Origin of the sequence: Kocuria sp. CPCC 205258 (assembly GCF_040981005.1) — a bacterium.
Lineage (GTDB): Bacteria > Actinomycetota > Actinomycetes > Actinomycetales > Micrococcaceae > Kocuria > Kocuria rosea.
This window is the reverse complement of sequence record NZ_JAVKPS010000004.1, coordinates 171,284-185,117: the sequence shown is the minus strand read 5'-3', so window position 1 is coordinate 185,117 and position 13,834 is coordinate 171,284. Positions and strand designations below refer to the sequence as shown.

Sequence of the window (13,834 nt, the reverse complement as noted above, 5' to 3'; positions counted from 1 at the left end):
GGGACCGGCCGATAGCATGGTCCCATGCTGACCATCGGACTCACCGGCGGGATCGCCTCGGGCAAATCCACGGTCTCCCGGCGGCTCATGGAGCTCGGGGCCACCGTGGTCGACGCCGACGCGATCGCCCGCGCCCTGCAGGAGCCGGGCCGGCCCGGTCTCGAGGGGATCGTGGAGGAGTTCGGACCCTCCGTGCTGACCCCGGACGGCCGCCTGGACCGGGCCGCGCTCGGCGCCCGCGTGTTCGCGGACCCGGAGGCGCGCGCCCGGCTCAACGCGATCATCCACCCCCTCGTCCGGGCGGAGGCCGAACGGCTCGCGGCCGCGGCCGGGGAGGACGCCGTCCTGGTCGAGGACATCCCGCTGCTCGTGGAGACCGGCCAGCACGGGCGCTTCGACCTCGTCCTCACGGTCCAGGCCCCGGTGGAGGAGCGCGTGCGGCGGATGGTCGAGGACCGCGGCATGACGGAGGCCGACGCCCGCGCCCGGATCGCCGCCCAGGCCACCGACGAGGAGCGGGCCGCCGTCTCCAGCACCGTGCTGGTCAACGACGGCACCGTGCAGCGCCTGCTCGACCGCGTGGACGCGTGGTGGGAGTGGCACGTGGAGCCGCGCCTGGCGTCCACGCCGTCCCCGGAGTGAGCCTCCACCTCGGGGCGACCACGCGGTAGGGTCGTAGCAACCAGAACGCACCACCGACGCACACAACCGACGCACACAACCGAGACACGGCGGCCGTCCGCTCGTCCGAGGCCGAGGGCAGCCGGGGAAGCACGGCGATGCTGAACAGACTGCACGACTCCCTGCGACTGCGGACCAGTCCCACCATCTTCTTCGGCTCCGCGCTGGTGATCGCCGCGTTCGTGGTCCTGACGCTGGTGTTCACGGAATTCATGGACGCGGTCTTCGCGGACGGCTCCACCTGGGTGATCGAACAGCTCGGCTGGTTCTACATCCTGGGTGTGACCGTCTTCCTGCTGTTCCTGATCTACCTCATGGTCAGCCGCTTCGGTCAGGTCCGGCTCGGGGCCGACGACGAACGGCCCCAGCACACCAACCTGTCCTGGTTCTCGATGCTCTTCGCCGCGGGCATCGGCACGATCCTGATGTTCTGGGCCGTCGCCGAACCGGTGAACCACTTCGCGAACCCGCCCCGGCAGGGCGTCGAGCCGGCCTCCATGGAGGCCGCCACCGAGGCGATGGGCTTCACGCTCTACCACTTCGGGCTGCACACCTGGACGATCTTCACCCTCCCGGCACTGGCCTTCGGCTACTTCATGTACAAGCGCAACCTCCCGCCGCGGGTGAGCTCCATGTTCCAGCCGCTGCTGGGGGAGCGCATCCACGGGCCGGTCGGGCGGCTCATCGACATCCTGGCCATCGTCGGCACCCTGTTCGGCGTGGCCGTCTCGATCGGGCTCGGCACCATGCAGATCAACAGCGGCCTGGCACGGCTCTTCGGCATCTCCGAGTCGGCGCTGTCGCAGATCCTCATCATCGCCGCCGTCAGCCTCGTCGCCTCGGTCTCCGTGGCCCTCGGCCTCGACCGGGGCATCAAGCGGCTGTCCAACACCAACATCCTCATCGCGATCGCCCTGCTGGTCTTCATCCTCGTCTCCGGGCCCACCGTGCTGATGCTCAAGGGCATGGTCGAGTCCGCCGGCACGTACCTGTCGATGCTCCCGGCCCTCGCCTTCTGGAACGACTCGCTCGCGGACACCGGGTGGCAGAGCGGCTGGACCGTCTTCTACTGGGCGTGGACCATCACGTGGTCCCCGTTCGTGGGCATCTTCATCGCCCGCATCTCCCGCGGCCGGACCATCCGCCAGTTCGTCTCCGGGGTGCTCGCCTTCCCCACGCTGTTCTCCGTCATCTGGTTCGGGATCTTCGGCATGGGCGTGTTCGACATCGAGCTCAACGGCGGGGGCGGGCTCGTGGAGGCCGTCGTCGACGAGGGCGACATCCCCGGCGCGATGTTCGTCTTCCTCGAGAACTTCCCGTTCTCCACCGTCACCTCCGCCGTGGGCGTGCTCATCGTGGTGCTGTTCTTCATCACCTCGATCGACTCGGCCGCCCTGGTCATGGACACCATGGGCAGCGGCCACGAGGAGGAGTCCCCGGTGCACCAGCGCGTGTTCTGGGTCGTCGCCATCGGCCTCATCGCCGCGATCCTGCTGACCGCCACCGGCGCCACCGGGCTCGCCGCGCTGCAGAACGTGGCGATCCTCATCGGCCTGCCGTTCTTCGTTCTCGGATACGTGATGATCTACTCGCTGCTCCGGGCCCTGCGCGAGGACGCCGGGGAGGTGGGCGTCCTGCCCACCCGCCAGTGGCGCCGGGTGCTGCCGCCCGAGGAGTTCCACCGCCGCACCTCCACCGGCGCCGCGGTGGACGAGGAGATCGTCGTGGCCCCGGACTACGTGCACGGCTCGGAGCCGGCCAACGCCCCGGCCATCGAGCACCCGGAGCAGCCCGACTACGTGCGGGAGTACCGCACGAGCACCGGCTCCCTCAAGCAGATCCGCGACGTCGAGTAGCCGCCCGGACACCAGGGACCGTACGGGCCCACCGACGTCACACCCGCCGGTGGGCCCGGTCCGTGCCGGCACCCGGGCGCTAGACTGGTGATCACCATCACAGTCGGCAACGGGGGACGTCATGGCGCGGAACAGGCAGAACACCAACCGGGACGGCGAGCAGCAGCACCGCATCCTCGACCGGCTCAACGCCATCGCGATGCGCGTCTACGGGCCGGGGGACCGGCTGGCCCAGGCGCAGGAGGGCGAGAAGATGAGCGAGGCCGCCCAGACCTGGTACCAGGAGGTCCAGGAGCACTTCTACGTCGAGAAGGACGAGCACGGCAACGAGTACCTCTACCACCGGGACGACTCCGGCGAGGGCACGAACACCGGCAGCTCGCGCAACTAGAACTCTCGCGAAGGGCGGGGAGCCTCCGGAGGCTCCCCGCCCTTCTGCGTGCGCTCTCCGGACGGACGGGCGGGCGGAGGCGACGGGGTGGCGCCGTGTCGGGTCAACGCCCCGAGCCCTGGTCCCCGATAGGCTCCGAGAGCGCCGGAACACCCCTGCCCGGGACGCACCCGCCCCTGCACCGAGAGCGAGCACCTGTCGTGACCCCGGACCCCCAGCCCGTCTCCCGGACCGCCGTGACCGGAAGCCCGGTCGTCCACGTCCAGAGCGAGCAGCGGGCGGACCTGTTCTGGCGCGGCGCCGCGGTGGTCGGCCTGTTCTTCGTCGCGGCCATCGTCGCGCTCTTCATCGGCCTCCCTGTCTGGCTGATGATCGCGTTCTGGAACCCGTGGCTGCTGATCACCCTGGTCTTCGTGGCGGCCGGGGTCGTGCTCCTGGTCAGGACGGTGGACATGGTGCGCAGGGGAGCCTGGCACGCCCGCCACCGCTCGACCTATACCCTGCGCGAGGCCGGCATCGAGACGACCGAGTGGAACACCTTCGGCGCCGACGCACCGGTCCGCCGGGCTATCCCGTGGGAGGCCGTGGCCTCCGTCGTGGCCTCCTACCGGATCCTGCGCCGCATCCTCCTGATCGAGAACGGCGGCGGAACGCTGACCGAGACGGCCCCCGTCCTGCACATCCTGTTCGACCAGGACGGGAGCCGCCGGATCACGAGCGTGCCCTTCTCCTCGCACCGGGATCCCGCGGTCGACGTCTGGATCGCGGCGCTGCGCAAGCACGGCGTGGAACTGGGCTACACCGCCCGGCCGCTCTCGTGGAAGGGCGGGGCCTACCTCGGTCCCGAGGCCCAGCTGGAGCACCTCGCGACCACCGAAGAGGTCATCCCCTTCCCCGCCACCGGCGGGTGGCTGGACAACACGATCCGGCTGGAGAACCGCTGGCATCAGAACGCCACGCAGGTCCAGGAGCAGGCGGAGCGCCGGGGCCCCGCGCTGCGGGAGGCGCGTCAGAGGCCCACCGGCCGGCACTGGATCCTCGGTGCATGGTTCGCCGGCATGTACGCCCTGAGCGCCGGCTTCCTGCTGCCCTACCTGGTGCAGCACGGGTGGTTGCCCGCCGCCGTCTGGCCGCTGGAGCTCCTCGTGGTCCTGCCGGCGGCCGCGCTCTTCTTCCTGCCGCTGCGCCGTGGCCTGCGCTGGTTCCACGGGCTGGTGTGCTGGCTTCTGCTGGTGGTCATCTCCTTCTCGGTCCTGGTGGGCAGCGTGGAGATGGGGCCGGCTGCCGAGCGGACCGCGATGATCGGCTTCGGGCTGACCGTCCTCTCCGCGGCCCTGCTGTGGGCCCCGTACCTGCTCGTGAAGCGCAGCGTGCCCCGGCACGACCTCGTCGGCGGCTCCGTGTAGTCCGTTCATCGGGGGACGGGCGGGGTTCCTGATCGGTGCGGAAGGGCCCCGTCCCGCGAGTGCCGCCTGCTCGGTCCTGGGCCGGAGTGGCGAGGGAGCCGCCTCAGGGGGCGGCGGGAACGGGTGCGGTGCTGGTGCGGGTGACCAGCTGGGCGGGGAGCACCACGTGCTCGCCGGTCACCGCGGTGTCCTCAGCCGTCGCATCCAAGCGGCGCAGCGCCAGGTCCACGGCGGTGTGTGCGAGCAGGCAGGGGTCCTGGGCCAGGGTGGTGAGGTCGAGGTAGGGCAGGGACGCCTGCTCGGAGTCGTCGAAGCCGACCACCGACAGGTCCTCGGGCACGCACCGGCCCAGGACGCGGGCCTGGCTGATCACCCCGACGGCGCAGCGGTCGTTGAAGGCGATGACAGCGGTCGGCGCGGGGTCCTGGGCCAGGAGCCCGGTGATGGCGGTCGCGCCGCCGGCCTCCGAGGCGCCGCCGCGCACGATCAGCATCTCGTCGACCAGGCCCGCGGCGGCCATGGTGTCCTGGTAGCCGGCCCGGCGCCGCGCCCCGCCGGCCTCGCGGTCGGCGTCGATGTAGGCGATCCGCCGGTGCCCCAGGTCGAGGAGGTGCTCCACGGCCAGCACCGCGCCGCGGTGGTCGTCGGTGGCCACGCTGTCGAGGGCCGCCGCGTCGAAAGCCCGGGTGACGGAGACGACCGGCAGGGTTGCACTGATCTGCTCGAGGCGGGTCCGCGGCAGGGCGCTGCCCAGCAGGACCAGGGCCTCGCACCGGTCGCGCAGCAGGGCCTCCACCGCGGCGTCCTCCGCCCGGTGCGGTGTGACGGCCGAGAGCACGACGTCGTAGCCCCGCCGCTGGGCGGCGGTGTGGATACCGTCGAGGATCTCCCCGTGGAAGGGCTGCACGGGTTCGAAGGCCACCCCCAGCAGCCGGGAGCGGCCCTGGCGCAGCAGCCGGGCTCGTTCGTCGCGGCGGTAGCCCAGCTCGGCGGCGACCCGCAGGACGTGGGCCCGGGTCTCCTCGCTGGCGCCGGGGGCGTCGCGGAAGACGATCGAGACCAGGGGCTGGGAGACCCCGGCCGCCCGGGCGACGTCGCGCATGGTGACGCGGCGCCCGGACGGGCGGCCGGGGGCTTCCCGCCCCGGGGCGTCCGGGCTCACGGGCAGGGAACGGTGAAGGCGTCCCGGAATCGTCTCAGCGCCAGCTCGGGGTCGGCGGCGGCAAAGGCCTCCATCGCGATCACTCCTTCGTATCCGGCCTCGGCCAGGGCGGTGGCCACCCGGGGGTAGTGGATCTCCCCGGTGCCCGGCTCGCACCGCCCGGGGACGTCGGCCACCTGGATCTCTCCCACGTACGGGAGGGCTCTCCGGCACAGTTCTACCAGGTTCCCCTCCCCGATCTGGGCGTGGTAGAGGTCCAGGTTCAGCCGCAGGTGCGGACTGTCCACCGCCGCGACCAGCGCCAGGGTGTCCTCGGCCGCCCCGAAGGGCACCCCCGGGTGGTCGACGGCGCGGTTGAGGTTCTCCAGGGTGAAGACCCGCCCGTGGCGCTCGCCCAGGACGGCCAGCCGCTCCAGCGTGCGGGCCGCTGCCAGCCAGTCCGCCCCGGTGACCACCTCGTTCGGCACCACGGGGAGCCCCTGGGGGTCCAGGCCGGTGCCGTGGACGTTGAGCCGGGGGCAGTTGATGACCTCCGCGGCGGCCAGCGAGTCCTCGGCGGTGCGCAGCAGTTCCGCCGCCCCGTCCGGGTCCACGAGGGCCCCGCGCACGTAGCCGGTCATCGATCCGAACCGGGCCCCGGTGGCGGCCAGGGAGGGCAGGTCCTTGGTGGTCCAGTCCCAGATCTCCACCTCGAACCCGGCTTCGTGCAGCCGGCGCACCCGCTGCTCGAACGGCTGGTCGACGAAGAGCATCTCCGCACTCGCTGCCAGGACGAAGCCGCTCATCGAGTGGCTCCCACCGGATCCAGGCTCACCGGGGCGCCGGTGCGGCAGGACTCGACGCACCCCAGGGCGATCCGCAGCGCGTCCCGGGCCGCCTCCACCCCCGGACCCGGCGAGCGGTGCCCGAGGGCGGTGTCGGTGAAGGCCTGCAGCTCCGCGGTGTAGGCGCCGCGCATCGACTGGGTGTCGGCGCGGACGGTCTCCGCGGCGAGACCCTCCGGGCCGTAGTAGCGCATGCTCGAGGCCGCCAGGTCCCCGGCGGTGACCATGCCGGCGTTGCCGAAGGCCTCCGCCCGGGTGTCGTAGCCGTAGGCGGCCGAGAAGCTGGCCTCGGCGGTGGCGATCGCCCCGTTGTCGTAGCGGATGGTGACCACCGCGGTGTCCAGCAGCCCGGCGTCCTTGAAGTCCGGGGCCACGAGGGCGTCGGCCACCGCGTGGACCTGTACCGCCCGGGCGGCGGGGTTGAGGAAGTTCAGGGTGTCGAAGTCGTGGATCAGCGTCTCGAGGAAGATCGTCCACGGGGCCACCGCGCCGGGGCTCGCCAGTCCCGGGTCGCGGGTGGTCGAGCGCAGCAGCTGCGGGGTGCCGATCCGCCCGGCCTCGATGGCCGCGCGGGCCTGCGGGAATCCGTCGGCGAAGCGACGGTTGAACCCGATCCGGAACAGCACTCCGTGGGTCTCGACGGCCTGGTGGACCCGGTCGATCTCCTCCAGCGTCATCCCGGCCGGCTTCTCGCAGAAGATCGCCTTGCCGGCCGCGGCGACCTGCTCCACCAGCTCGGTGTGGAACCGGGCCGGTGCGGTGATCACCACCGCCTCCACCTCCGGGTCGGCCAGCAGCTCGGCGATGTCGGTGCAGGCCGCAGGCACGTGCAACGCCTCCGCCAGGCGCGCCGCGGCGCCCTCGACGGGATCGGCGATCGCGACCAGTCGGGCGTTGGGCACGGTGCGGGTGATCAGGTCGGCATGGCTGGAACCGATCCGGCCGGCGCCGATCAGGCCGATGTTCAAGGTACGGGGCTCGGACACGGGATTCTCCTTCAGGTCAGGGATGGAGCGCGGAAGGGGATGCCCGGGAACGATGTCGTGAACATGTCCTGACAAAACCCTTGGCAGAAACACTAGTACGTATTAGTGTGATCGCCAACACCTCTGCCGAACGAGTTTCCGGCAGTGCGTCGAAGGGCCGAGGCCCGGCCAGAAGAGGAGACCTTTCATGACCGCAACGCTGTCCCTGCCGATCGACAGGAACTCCCCGGTGCCCCTCTACCACCAACTCGCCCTCCTCCTGGAAGGGGTAATCCACAGAGGGGCTCTGGCGCCGGGCACCAAGCTGGACAACGAGCTCGAGCTCGCGTCCCGACTGCGCATTGCCCGGGTCACCGTGCGCAGCGCTCTGCAGCATCTGGTCGAGGCCGGCCTGGTGGTACGCACGCCCGGATCCGGCACGCACGTCACCCCGCCCCACCGGTGGGCGCGGCCTCCGGCGCACTCCACGTCGCAGCAGTCGCTGTAGACGTTTCGCGACCGTCGCACCGGATGTCGGGTGCGGCAACCGACCGGAAGCCGCGACCCCGTCCGGGCGGCGAAGCGCATTCCGCCTGCACGCCCGCCGGCCCCGAGCGGCGTCCTTCCTTCTCGGCCGCTCCCCGATCCACCCGCACGAACAACCCACCATCCGACCGGTGCCGCACACGGTTCGACCGTGCTCCACGAGGTCATCACCCAAGGAGTTCCCATGTCCCACCAGTCTCCGAGCGACAGCAGGGTCGCCCTTCCACCGTTGACCCAGGGGCCGCACCGGAAGCGGCTCGGACTGATCTCGGTCGTGGCCTGCCTGGGCGGGCTGCTGTTCGGCTACGACACCGGCGTGACCAACGGCGCCGAGGGGCCGATGGCCCAGGACCTGGGGCTGAGCCTGCTCCAGCTGGGCGTGGTGATCAGCTCGCTCATCTTCGCCGCCGCCGTCGGCGCCCTGGTCTGGGGCCGGGTCTCGGATGCCTGGGGGAGGCGCCGGACGATCATCCTGCTGGCCGTGCTGTTCTTCCTCGGCACCGCGCTGGTGGTCTTCACCCCGACGCCTCCGGAGGAGGGAACGTTCTCCCTGACCGGGTTCACGGTCCTGGTCTGTGGCCGGATCATGATCGGCCTCGCCGTCGGTGGAGCCTCCACGGTGGTGCCGGTGTACCTGGCCGAGCTCGCCCCCTATGAGATCCGCGGGTCGATCACCGGACGCAACGAGCTGGCGATCGTCACCGGACAGCTGGCCGCCTTCGTCATGAACGCCATCATCGCCGTCACGCTCGGCGACGTCGTGGACGGGGTGTGGCGGATCATGTTCGCCGTCTCCGCGCTGCCGGCGATCGGATTGTTCATCGGGATGCTGCGCATGCCCGAGTCCCCGCGCTGGCTCACCGAGAAGGGCCGGTACGACGAGGCTCTGGCGGTGCTGGAGACGGTCCGCCCGGCCGACCGGGCCAAGGCCGAGCTGCAGGAGATCGAGCGGATCGCGGCCCTGGAGGTCAAGACGCACCAGGTCGGGCTGAAAGCGGTCCTGACGAACAAGTGGCTGCTGCGGATCATCCTGATCGGCATCGGGGTGTCCATGACCCAGCAGCTCACCGGCATCAACTCCGTCATGTACTACGGCACCCGCATCCTGGAGGAGTCGGGGATGACAGCGCAGCAGGCCGTGCTGGCCAACATCGCCTTCGGCGCCGTGGCCGTGATCGGCGGACTCATCGCCCTGTACAACATGGACCGGCTCGACCGGCGCAAGACCTTCATCATCGGCCTGAGCCTCACCACCACCTGCCACCTGCTGATCGGGATCGCCGGCAACCTCCTTCCCGAAGGCAACCCGGGCCGCCCGATCGTGATCCTCGTCCTCGTGGTCGCCTTCGTGCTCTCGATGCAGACGTTCCTGAACATCGCCGTCTGGGTGTGGCTGGCAGAGATCTTCCCGCTGCACATGCGTGGACTGGGCATCGGCATCTCGGTGTTCTTCGGCTGGACCATGAACGGTTTCCTGGCCCTGTACTTCCCGACCCTGGTGGGCACGGTCGGGATCTCGGGCACGTTCTTCCTCTTCGCCGGCATCGGCGTGCTGGCCCTGATCTTCGTCATCACCCAGGTCCCCGAGACCCGGAACCGCTCCCTCGAAGACCTCGAGGAAGACGTCTCCACCGGGGCCATCTACCAGGTCGCCAAGCCCGCCGACGCCCACCGGTCCTGATTCCTGCAGCGTGACCCCGCGCAAGCCGTGGGTCAGGGGGTGGTGATGGCTGCTGCGACGGCCCTGCCCAGGTCCTCGGTGGTGGACCTGCCGCCCATGTCGGGGGTCAGGGCCTGGGGCCCGCTGGCCAGCACCTTTTCCATGGCGGTGGTGATGGCGGCGGCGGCGGCGGCTTCGGCTTCGCCGAGGTGGTCCAGCATCATGGCGGCGGCCCAGATCTGCCCGACGGGGTTGGCGATGCCCTGGCCGGCGATGTCGGGGGCGGAGCCGTGGACGGGTTCGAAGAGGCTGGGGTGCTTGCGCCCGGGGTTGATGTTGCCGCTGGGGGCGATGCCGATGGTCCCGGTGCAGGCCGGGCCCAGGTCGGAGAGGATGTCGCCGAAGAGGTTGCTGGCCACGACCACGTCGAACCAGTCGGGGTGCATGACGAAGTTCGCGGTGAGGATGTCGATGTGGTACTTGTCCACGTCGATGTCGGGGTAGGCGGCGGCCATGGCTTCCACGCGCTCGTCCCAGTACGGCATGGTGATGGAGATCCCGTTGCTCTTCGTCGCCGAGGTCAGGTGCTTCTTGGGGCGGGTCCGGGCGAGGTCGAAGGCGTACTCGAGGATCCGGTCGACGCCGGTGCGGGTCATCACGGTCTCCTGCATCACGGTTTCACGCTCGGTGCCTTCGAACAGTCTCCCGCCGATGCTGGAGTACTCGCCTTCGGTGTTCTCCCGGACGACGTAGAAGTCGACGTCGCCCGGTGTGCGGCCGGCCAGCGGGCTGGGCACCCCGGGCAGGAGCTTGACCGGGCGCAGGCTGACGTACTGGTCGAAGTGGCGGCGGAACTGCAGGAGGCTTCCCCACAGCGAGACGTGATCGGGGACGACCTCGGGCCAGCCGACGGCCCCGAAGAAGATGGCATCGAACTGGTTGAGCTGCTCGAACCACCCGTCGGGCAGCATCGTGCCGTGCTGGGTGTAGTAGGCCGCCGAGGCGAAGTCGAAGTGCTCGTACTCGAGGTTCAGGTCGAAGGCGGCGGCGACCGTGTCCAGGACGCGCAGTCCTTCGGGCACGACCTCGGTGCCGATGCCGTCGCCGGGGATGACAGCAATGCGGTGGGTGTTCGACATCAGGATCCGTTCCTTGTTCTGTGCTGGTGACGTTGCGGGGTTGACGGTGGGGGTCAGCGGTCCACCGGGTGGGCCGGTTCGCGGCCGGCGAGGACGTCGATGACGGCCTGGGCGGCTGTGCGCCCGGCGCGCGCGCGGGCTTCGACGGTCTGACCGGCGAGGTGGGAAGTGACGATGACGTTGTCCAGTGCCCGCAGCGGGCTGTCCTGGGGCAGCGGTTCGGTCTCGAACACGTCCAGGGCGGCGGCGGCGATGCTGCCCTCGCGCAGGGCGGCGGCCAGGGCGTTCTCGTCCACCAAGGAGCCGCGGGCGGTGTTGATCAGCACCGCGGTGGGCTTCATCGCCTGCAGCCGGGGGGCGTCGATGAGCCGCCCGGTGGTGCCACCGGCCCGGGTGTGCAGGGACAGGTAGTCCGCGGTGGCGACGACGGTGTCGAGATCGGCGAACTGCACCGACGAATCGTCCGGGTCCGGGTGAGAGGTGCTGACCATCACGGTCATGCCCAGGGCGATCCCGAGCCGGGCGGTGGCCCTGCCGCTGGGCCCGTAACCGATGATGCCCAGGGTGGCGCCCCGGAGCTCGTGGCCGGCGTCGCGGGGCCATCGGCCGGCCCGGACGGCGGTGGTGACTTCGGCCAGGCGGCGGGCGGTCATGATGATCAGCCCGATGGTCAGCTCGGCCACGGAGTGGTGGTTGGTGCCCGGGGCGTTGCACACCCGGATGCCGGCGGCGGTGGCGGCTGCGACGTCGATGGAGTCGTACCCGACGCCGCTGCGGGCCAGGACCTTGAGACGGTCCGCGCCGGTGAGCATGTCGGCGGTGACCGGTTCGCTGGCCAGGACGGCCCCGTCGATGCCGTCGAACAACCCCGTCCGATCGCCGGGCTGCCGGGCCCCGGTGGCCGGGGCGTAGACGGGCTCGTGGCCGTGCCGGCGCAGGAGCCGGTCCACGTCGTCGCCGGGGACGAGGTAGTCGGTGGTGATCAGGATGCGTCCCACGATCGGGTGTCCTCCATGTGTGGTGTGGTGAGTGGTGTCTCGGTCATTCTCGGCGCGGTGCCCTCGGGCGGGGAAGCTCGAGCGCCGTCCCGATCCCCTCGTCCATCCGGGCCGTGCTCCACCCCCGTCGGTCAGGGTCTCTTCCAGCACCGCAGGACTCCCGGCGACCTCGGCGCCCGGGGTGCCGGGCGCCGAGGTCGTGGAGCACAGGATCACCGGGCGCTTTCTGCGCAGCCGTCGCGCAGCGGCCGTGCGTGTGCGGGGGCGGACGGGTGGGTCACTGGAAGGCCGCCGGTGTCGACATCAGGTCGATGCCCCACAGGGCCGGCAGGACGTAGAGCACTGCGGCGACGATGAGCAGGAGCGCGGCGATGTTGAGCCAGAAGCCGGTTTTGACCATTTCCATGATCGTCACCTTCCCGGTGCCGAACAGGATCGCGTTCGGGGGTGTGCCCACGGGGAGCATGAAGGCGCAGTTGGCGGCCATGGCGCAGGGCACCATCAGGGCGTAGGGGTGGACGCCCAGGGCGATCGCGAACGCCGCCATGACCGGCAGGATCATGGTCGCGGTCGCCGCGTTCGACGTGATCTCGGTCATGAACAGCACCAGGGCGGTGGCGAGCAGGATGATGAGGACGACGTTGGCCCCGTCGAGGGCGCGCAGCTGCTCGCCGATCCATCCCGACAGGCCGGTCTCGACGAATCCTGCTGCGATGGCCAGGCCTCCGCCGAAGAGGAGAAGGATCCCCCACGGGATCTTCTTCGAGTCCTCCCAGTGCATGATGCGCTTCTCGTCGGCACGGCGGGTGGGCAGGGTGAACAGGACCACGGTGGCGATGATCGCGATGATGCCGTCGCTGATGCCCGGGAGCACGTCCTCCCAGATGAAGGAGCGGGTCACCCACAGGAAGGCCACGCCCAGGAAGACCGCGAGCACGGCCTTCTCCTCGTGCGACATCGCGCCCAGTGCCTTCTTCTCACTGCGGATCAGTTCTGCACCGCCGGGAAGGTGCTTGAACCGCACCTTGAACGAGACGTTGGTGAGAAAGAACCAGGTGAAGGCCAGCAGGAGGATGACGATGGGAACCCCGAACATCATCCACTGGCCGAACGAGATGGTCTCCCCGAACAGTTCCCCGGTCGTCGCGGCGAGAATCGCCAGCGGTGGGGTGCCGATGAGAGTGCCGAGACCGCCGATGGTCGCCGCGTAGCCGATGCCGAAGACGATGGACTTCTCGAACTTCGGCAGTTCGGCGGCATGCTCTCCACCGCGGAGCGTGTGGGCTGCCTGGTACACCACGGCCAGGCCGACGGGGATCATCATCATCGTGGCCGCGGTGTTGGAGACCCACATCGACAGGAACGCGGTGGCGACCATGAAGCCGAGCACGATGCGCTTCGGGCTCGTACCGATCGCCGAGACGATCGAGAGGGCGATGCGCTGGTGGAGGTTCCACTTCTCCATCGCGATCGCCAGGGTGAAGCCTCCGATGAACAAGAAGATGATGTCGTTGCCGTAGGCGGAGACGACGAGGTCGCCCTCCAGGGCCCCGGTCAGGGGCAGGAGCACCACGGGCAGCAAGGAGGTCACCGGGATCGGGATCGCCTCGGTGATCCACCAGGTCGCCACCCACAGGGTGACGGCGAGGACCGCCTGCCCTTCCGGGGAGAGCCCTGCCGGGTTGAAGAACAGCATGGCCGCCACGAACAGTCCCGGGCCGAGGAACAGACCGGTGAGGCGTGCGGGCGTGTAGCCAGGTCCGGGGTTGCCGGAGCCTCCCGGGGCTCCGGGGCCCTTCTGTGCGTCCGGGACCGTTGTGGCGCTGGGCTTCTTGTCCTGTTCGGTGGTCGTCGGGGTGCGCCCCGAGGACTGCCTGATTCTCGATAAGGTCAGGAGACGCTTGGTCTCGCGGTGCGATGTCCACAGGTTTCCCCATAGGGAATGCAGGGCAGATGTTGCCATGGCAGCACTTTCTGGGTTGGTTGACTCAGCAGGGTCGACTGCAGAAACACGGTGTGGATGTCGCACGGGTCGACATCGGTCGCGAATCACTGGAGGGTTGCGGGCACTCTGCAGGAGGAGAAAAGCTGACGATCTCGGTCATGGGACCGGTACCCCTAGGCGGCAGTCACGCAGAGGACTTGTCGGTGCGCCATGGTCGGGGTGAAGTGGTGGTGCCGTGATCGGCAGCTCCCGTGTCCGGGA

At 70.2% G+C, this 13,834-nt stretch carries 12 protein-coding genes; 6 read left to right on the top strand and 6 right to left on the bottom strand.

Annotated features, from left to right (window positions below; all coding sequences use genetic code 11):
- Positions 1-24: 24 nt before the first annotated feature.
- From coaE to RF644_RS09195, 4 genes are all read left to right on the top strand, one after another.
- Positions 25-642, top strand: a complete 618-nt coding sequence (gene coaE, locus RF644_RS09210) for a dephospho-CoA kinase (RefSeq protein WP_368796301.1) — start codon at positions 25-27, stop codon at positions 640-642.
- Positions 643-779: 137 nt separating this feature from the next.
- Complete coding sequence (locus RF644_RS09205; protein WP_368796300.1) at positions 780-2,537, top strand: BCCT family transporter; 1,758 nt, start codon at positions 780-782, stop codon at positions 2,535-2,537.
- A gap of 121 nt (positions 2,538-2,658) precedes the next feature.
- Entirely contained in the window at positions 2,659-2,928 is a 270-nt protein-coding gene (locus RF644_RS09200; protein WP_126346359.1) for a hypothetical protein, read from the top strand.
- Between the two features lie 200 nt (positions 2,929-3,128).
- The gene (locus RF644_RS09195) at positions 3,129-4,334 is read left to right on the top strand and encodes a hypothetical protein (protein ID WP_368796299.1); all 1,206 of its coding nucleotides are present in this window, start codon (positions 3,129-3,131) and stop codon (positions 4,332-4,334) included.
- Positions 4,335-4,437: 103 nt separating this feature from the next.
- Here RF644_RS09195 and RF644_RS09190 read toward each other — a convergent pair whose 3' ends face one another.
- From RF644_RS09190 to RF644_RS09180, 3 genes are read right to left on the bottom strand one after another with little or no spacing between them, the layout of a single operon-like run.
- Positions 4,438-5,436, bottom strand: coding sequence for a LacI family DNA-binding transcriptional regulator (locus RF644_RS09190; protein WP_368796298.1), 999 nt, complete (start codon positions 5,434-5,436; stop codon positions 4,438-4,440).
- A 56-nt stretch (positions 5,437-5,492) separates the two neighbouring features.
- On the bottom strand, positions 5,493-6,281 hold the full coding sequence (locus RF644_RS09185; RefSeq protein ID WP_368796297.1) for a TIM barrel protein: 789 nt from the start codon (positions 6,279-6,281) through the stop codon (positions 5,493-5,495).
- Positions 6,278-7,306: a Gfo/Idh/MocA family oxidoreductase gene (locus RF644_RS09180; RefSeq protein ID WP_368796296.1), complete on the bottom strand. Its 1,029-nt coding sequence runs from the start codon at positions 7,304-7,306 to the stop codon at positions 6,278-6,280. The genes RF644_RS09185 and RF644_RS09180 overlap by 4 nt, the downstream gene beginning before the upstream one ends.
- A gap of 187 nt (positions 7,307-7,493) precedes the next feature.
- Between RF644_RS09180 and RF644_RS09175 the strand changes: the two genes are divergently transcribed.
- Both RF644_RS09175 and RF644_RS09170 read left to right on the top strand, forming a co-directional pair.
- Entirely contained in the window at positions 7,494-7,793 is a 300-nt protein-coding gene (locus tag RF644_RS09175) for a GntR family transcriptional regulator (protein ID WP_368796295.1), read from the top strand.
- 222 nt (positions 7,794-8,015) lie between these two features.
- Positions 8,016-9,512, top strand: coding sequence for a sugar porter family MFS transporter (locus tag RF644_RS09170; protein ID WP_368796294.1), 1,497 nt, complete (start codon positions 8,016-8,018; stop codon positions 9,510-9,512).
- A 32-nt stretch (positions 9,513-9,544) separates the two neighbouring features.
- Here RF644_RS09170 and RF644_RS09165 read toward each other — a convergent pair whose 3' ends face one another.
- From RF644_RS09165 to RF644_RS09155, 3 genes are all read right to left on the bottom strand, one after another.
- Positions 9,545-10,630 carry a tartrate dehydrogenase gene (locus tag RF644_RS09165; RefSeq protein WP_368796293.1) on the bottom strand — a complete coding sequence of 362 codons (1,086 nt, stop codon included), beginning with the start codon at positions 10,628-10,630 and terminating at the stop codon, positions 9,545-9,547.
- 53 nt (positions 10,631-10,683) lie between these two features.
- The gene (locus tag RF644_RS09160; RefSeq protein WP_368796292.1) at positions 10,684-11,628 is read right to left on the bottom strand and encodes a phosphoglycerate dehydrogenase; all 945 of its coding nucleotides are present in this window, start codon (positions 11,626-11,628) and stop codon (positions 10,684-10,686) included.
- Between the two features lie 277 nt (positions 11,629-11,905).
- Positions 11,906-13,324, bottom strand: a complete 1,419-nt coding sequence (locus RF644_RS09155; protein ID WP_368796402.1) for a DASS family sodium-coupled anion symporter — start codon at positions 13,322-13,324, stop codon at positions 11,906-11,908.
- Between the last annotated feature and the right edge of the window lie 510 nt (positions 13,325-13,834).

Excerpts from the sequence above, each read along its gene's own strand:
- coaE (WP_368796301.1), top strand. The coding sequence starts at position 25 with ATGCTGACCATCGGACTCACCGGCGGGATCGCCTCGGGCAAATCCACG.
- RF644_RS09205 (WP_368796300.1), top strand. The coding sequence starts at position 780 with ATGCTGAACAGACTGCACGACTCCCTGCGACTGCGGACCAGTCCCACC.
- RF644_RS09200 (WP_126346359.1), top strand. The coding sequence starts at position 2,659 with ATGGCGCGGAACAGGCAGAACACCAACCGGGACGGCGAGCAGCAGCAC.
- RF644_RS09190 (WP_368796298.1), bottom strand. The coding sequence starts at position 5,436 with ATGCGCGACGTCGCCCGGGCGGCCGGGGTCTCCCAGCCCCTGGTCTCG.
- RF644_RS09185 (WP_368796297.1), bottom strand. The coding sequence starts at position 6,281 with ATGAGCGGCTTCGTCCTGGCAGCGAGTGCGGAGATGCTCTTCGTCGAC.
- RF644_RS09175 (WP_368796295.1), top strand. The coding sequence starts at position 7,494 with ATGACCGCAACGCTGTCCCTGCCGATCGACAGGAACTCCCCGGTGCCC.
- RF644_RS09170 (WP_368796294.1), top strand. The coding sequence starts at position 8,016 with ATGTCCCACCAGTCTCCGAGCGACAGCAGGGTCGCCCTTCCACCGTTG.
- RF644_RS09165 (WP_368796293.1), bottom strand. The coding sequence starts at position 10,630 with ATGTCGAACACCCACCGCATTGCTGTCATCCCCGGCGACGGCATCGGC.
- RF644_RS09155 (WP_368796402.1), bottom strand. The coding sequence starts at position 13,324 with ATGCTGTTCTTCAACCCGGCAGGGCTCTCCCCGGAAGGGCAGGCGGTC.